This window comes from Pseudarthrobacter sp. YAF2 (genome assembly GCF_052113345.1).
GTDB lineage: Bacteria > Actinomycetota > Actinomycetes > Actinomycetales > Micrococcaceae > Arthrobacter.
This window is the reverse complement of record NZ_JBFRDA010000042.1, coordinates 1-4,355: the sequence shown is the minus strand read 5'-3', so window position 1 is coordinate 4,355 and position 4,355 is coordinate 1. Positions and strand designations below refer to the sequence as shown.

3 protein-coding genes are annotated in these 4,355 nt (G+C 67.1%); 1 reads left to right on the top strand and 2 read right to left on the bottom strand.

Annotated elements, in window-relative coordinates; translation table 11 throughout:
* The coding region (locus AB4Y79_RS21585; RefSeq protein WP_441866241.1) for a DUF222 domain-containing protein at positions 1-1,083 on the top strand (1,083 nt) is incomplete at its 5' end.
* 12 nt (positions 1,084-1,095) lie between these two features.
* Here the strand turns inward: AB4Y79_RS21585 and nboR are convergent.
* Together nboR and aceE are read right to left on the bottom strand one after the other, a co-directional pair.
* Positions 1,096-1,737 carry a nicotine blue oxidoreductase gene (gene nboR / locus AB4Y79_RS21580; protein WP_441866239.1) on the bottom strand — a complete coding sequence of 214 codons (642 nt, stop codon included), beginning with the start codon at positions 1,735-1,737 and terminating at the stop codon, positions 1,096-1,098.
* Positions 1,738-1,816: 79 nt separating this feature from the next.
* The gene (aceE, locus tag AB4Y79_RS21575; protein WP_441866237.1) at positions 1,817-4,354 is read right to left on the bottom strand and encodes a pyruvate dehydrogenase (acetyl-transferring), homodimeric type; all 2,538 of its coding nucleotides are present in this window, start codon (positions 4,352-4,354) and stop codon (positions 1,817-1,819) included.
* Position 4,355 lies beyond the last annotated feature (1 nt).

Sequence of the window (4,355 nt, the reverse complement as noted above, 5' to 3'; positions counted from 1 at the left end):
GAGACCGCGGGCCTTGATCCTGCCGGGGCGGCGGCGTTGGAGGCGCATTTCCTGGACCCCGACACACAGGATGGGGCGCGGGGGTGCCCGGTGGGGGAGATGCCGGCGCACCGGTTCCGTGCCAAGGCCCGGGCCTGGCGGGAGCGCCATCATGCCGGGTCGATCGAGAAACGCCACGCAAAGGGAGTCGTGGACCGGCGGGTGGAGTACCGGCCGGACCGGGACGGGATGGCGTGGCTGGGCGCGTACCTGCCCGCAGACCAGGGAGCAGCGGCCTGGAACCGGCTCACCACTGTTTCCCGCGGACTTCAAGGCCCGGGCGAGACCCGCACCCTCACCCAACTCCGGGCCGATGTGTTTGCCGACGCGATCCTCACTAACGGACTTACCCCCGGCAGCAGCGGGAGCGGGACCGGCGGATGTGGTGACGGCCTGAGCGAGGGACTCGATGCCCTGCGCGGGACCGGGGACGGGGCGGCGGCCGGCTTGTCATCCTCGATCCGGGCGCAGGTGCTGGTGACCGTGCCGGTGTTCTCCCTGCTGGGTCTGACCGATGAGCCGGCGGTGTTGGACGGGTACGGGCCGATCCCGCCGTCGATGGCCCGGCGGCTGCTCGCGGAGGGGGCGGGCTCGTTCTACCGGGTGCTCGTGGACCCGCGGGACGGGGCGCCGCTGGAGATCGGCCGGAGCAGCTACCGGGTGGGCAAGGCCATGCGGAACTGGCTCCGGCTCCGGGACGGTAAATGCCCGTTCCCTGGTTGCAGCACCAACTCCCTGGACACCGAGGCCGACCACCTCCTCGCCTGGGCCGACGGCGGCAGCACCGGAATCTCCAACCTGGGACAACCCTGCCCCAAACACCACCGCCTGCGGCACACCACCGGCTGGAAACCCGCACCCGCGAGCAAGAACGAACCACCCGGTTGGACCTCACCGGCCGGCCGCCACTACACCAGCGAACACCAAGACTGGGAACCCACAACATGGCCGGACGGAATATGGCCAGGCAGGGTCGACATCGTTCGCCACGGGGCATCCCCCGCTGAGCATGCCATTGAGCAGTTCCTGCGCGCGCAAGCTTGACCGCCTCCGGTACTAGCGGAGCAGGCCCAACTGTTCCGGGGTATCCACGTCCTCACCGGTGGACTGGTCGCTGCAATCCACCTCGTCCACCAGTTCCGGGTGCCTGCGCAGGAAGCCTCGGGCACCGGCGTCGCCCGCTACCGTTGCGCACACCTCTTCCCGCAAGGAGGCGTCGATGAGCAGGGGATGGCCCCGGCGTAGTTCAGACTGATCCCCGGTAGGACTCTCCTTGGGCCGGTACGCGGCGGCGGTGATGCGCCCGGGGCGATGGGCGGCCAGGAGCCGCTCCACCGTTTCCCGTGTCAGGCCGGGCTGGTCCACCAAGGCGATCAGCAGGTGGTCTTTGGGATCCGCGGTGTTGTTTCCGAGCAGTAACGAGCTGCCCATGCCGGACTGCCACCCAGGATTTGCCACCACGCGGAAAGCATCCAGGTCGGCCGCCGCGGCAACATCTGCGGCTCCGGCACCAAGGACCACCACCACTTCGCGGCAGCCGCCCTCAAGCAGTTTGCCGGCCACCATCTCCACCAGGGGCCTCCCGCGATACGGCAACAAGGCCTTCGGGCCCAGCCCCAGGCGAGTGCCCGCGCCCGCAGCAAGCAGCACCCCGGTTACGCGCACGCCCGGCGCCCCGGATTCCTCGACGTTCTCCATATCTGCACACTAGCCAACGACAAAGCAGCCGGGGCAGCCTCCCCCCGGAAACTGCCCCGACTGCCGCTCGAGCCTGGACTCAGGCGTCTCCGCCCGCCCCGCCGGTGGTGCCGGCATTGACGTCCAGGAGCTTGTACCGGTCCATGGCGTACGACGGCGCGCCCTCCTCAACCTCTCCGCGCGCCGCAAGCATCTGAAGCGCTTTGACCACGATGGAGTGGGTGTCGTTTTTGAAGTAGCGGCGGGCTGCTGCGCGGGTGTCGGAGAAGCCGAAGCCGTCGGCGCCGAGGGTGGCGTATTCGTTGGGGACGAATTGCCGGATCTGGTCGGGGACGGCTTTGGCCCAGGGCACGGAGACGCCGGAGGCGAGGATCTGGGTGCGGGGACCGTCGATCTTTGCCGGGGCCAGCAGGTAGATGCCCTTGATGAGGCCTTCGACGTCGAGGTTTTCGGGTTCGGCGGGTTGGACGATGGGTTCGTTGTACACGGTGAGGTAGTACATGACGTTCTTGTCGTCCGAGTCSGGCCCGTACATGCGTTCGAGGCCCGAGCGCATGATGTGCCCGATTTCGTAGCCGTAGGCGGGGTCGTAGGTGATGACGGCCGGGTTGGTGGAGGCCAGGAGGGGGGAGTGGCCGTCGGCGTGCTGGAGGCCTTCGCCGGTGAGGGTGGTCCGTCCTGCGGTGGCGCCGATGATGAAGCCGCGGGTCATTTGGTCYGCWGCTGCCCAGAAGGCGTCGCCGGTGCGCTGGAAGCCGAACATGGAGTAGAACACGTAGACCGGGACCAGGGGGACGCCGTGGGTGGCGTAGGAGGTTCCGGCGGCGGTGAAGGCTGCSACGGCGCCGGCTTCGTTGATGCCGGGGTGGATCAGTTGCCCGGCGGGGGATTCTTTGTAGGCCAGGACSAGGTCCCGGTCCACGGAGAGGTAGTTCTGGCCCTTGGGGTTGTAGATCTTCGCGGTCGGGAAGAACGCGTCCATCCCGAACGTCCGGGCTTCGTCCGGGATGATCGGGGCGATGTGCTTGCCGAAGTTCTTATCCCGCATCAGGTCCTTGAGCAGGCGCACGAAGGCCATGGTGGTGGCGGCCTGCTGCTTGCCGGACCCGCGCTTGGCCACCTCATAGGACTTCGCGTCCGGCAAGGCGATTTCGGCGTGGGTGTTCCGGCGCTCCGGGACCGACCCGCCAAGTGCTGCGCGGCGTTCCATCATGTACTTGATTTCCGGCGCGTCGGTGCCCGGGTGGTAGTACGGCGGCCGGTACGCGTCATTCTCGATCTGTTCGTCGGTGACGGGGATCCGCAGGTGGTCGCGGAACTTCTTCAGGTCATCCAGGGTCAGTTTCTTCATCTGGTGGGTCGCGTTGCGGCCCTCGAAGTGCGGGCCCAGGCCGTAGCCTTTGACGGTGTGGGCGAGGATGACGGTGGGTTTGCCCTTGAATTCGGTGGCGGCTTTGTAGGCGGCGTAGACCTTGCGGTAGTCGTGGCCGCCGCGTTTGAGGTTCCAGATCTGGTCGTCGGTGAGGTCCGCGACGAGGTCTTTGGTTTGCGGGGTTTTGCCGAAGAAGTGTTCGCGGACGAACCCGCCGGATTCGGCYTTGTAGGTCTGGTAGTCGCCGTCGACGGTTTCGTTCATGATTTTCACGAGCGAGCCGTCGGTGTCGCGGGTGAGCAGGTCATCCCATTCCCGGCCCCAGACGACCTTGATGACGTTCCAGCCCGCGCCGCGGAAGAACGCTTCGAGTTCCTGCATGATTTTCCCGTTGCCCCGGACCGGGCCGTCGAGGCGCTGGAGGTTGCAGTTGATCACGAAGTTCAGGTTGTCCAGGTTCTCGTTCGCGGCGAGCTGGAGCAGGCCGCGGGATTCCGGTTCGTCCATTTCCCCGTCGCCCAGGAACGCCCAGACCTGCTGGTCCGAGGTGTCTTTCAGGCCCCGGTTGTGCAGGTACCGGTTGTTYTGGGCCTGGTAGATCGCGTTCATCGGCCCGATGCCCATGGACACGGTGGGGAATTCCCAGAAGCCCGGCATCAGGCGTGGGTGCGGGTAGGAGGACAGGGCGTGCCCGGCGCGGGACTTTTCCTGCCGGAACCCGTCGAGGTCTTCCTCGGAGAGCCGGCCTTCCATGAACGCSCKGGCGTACATGCCGGGGGAGGCGTGGCCCTGGAAGAAGACCTGGTCCCCGCCGCCGGGGTGGTCCTTGCCGCGGAARAAGTGGTTGAACCCGACCTCGTACAGGGTCGCGGCCCCGGCATAGGTGGAGATGTGCCCGCCCACACCGATCTCGGGACGCTGCGCCCGGTGCACCATYACGGCAGCGTTCCAGCGCATRTACGCCCGGTACCGGCGCTCGAACTCCTCGTTGCCCGGGAACTCGGCCTCCTGGTCCACCGGGATCGTGTTCACGTAATCGGTGGTGGTCACCATCGGCACCCCGACACTCTGCGCGCCCGCGCGCTGCAGCAGGCTCCGCATGATGTATTGGGCACGCTCGGTGCCCTGTTCCCTGATCAACGCATCCAGGGACTCAACCCACTCGGCAGTCTCTTCCGGATCACGATCAGGCAGCTGGTTAGTCAACCCGCTGAGGATATGGGAGGTATCTTCTCCTGCAGCCACG

Excerpts from the sequence above, each read along its gene's own strand:
- nboR (WP_441866239.1), bottom strand. The coding sequence starts at position 1,737 with ATGGAGAACGTCGAGGAATCCGGGGCGCCGGGCGTGCGCGTAACCGGG.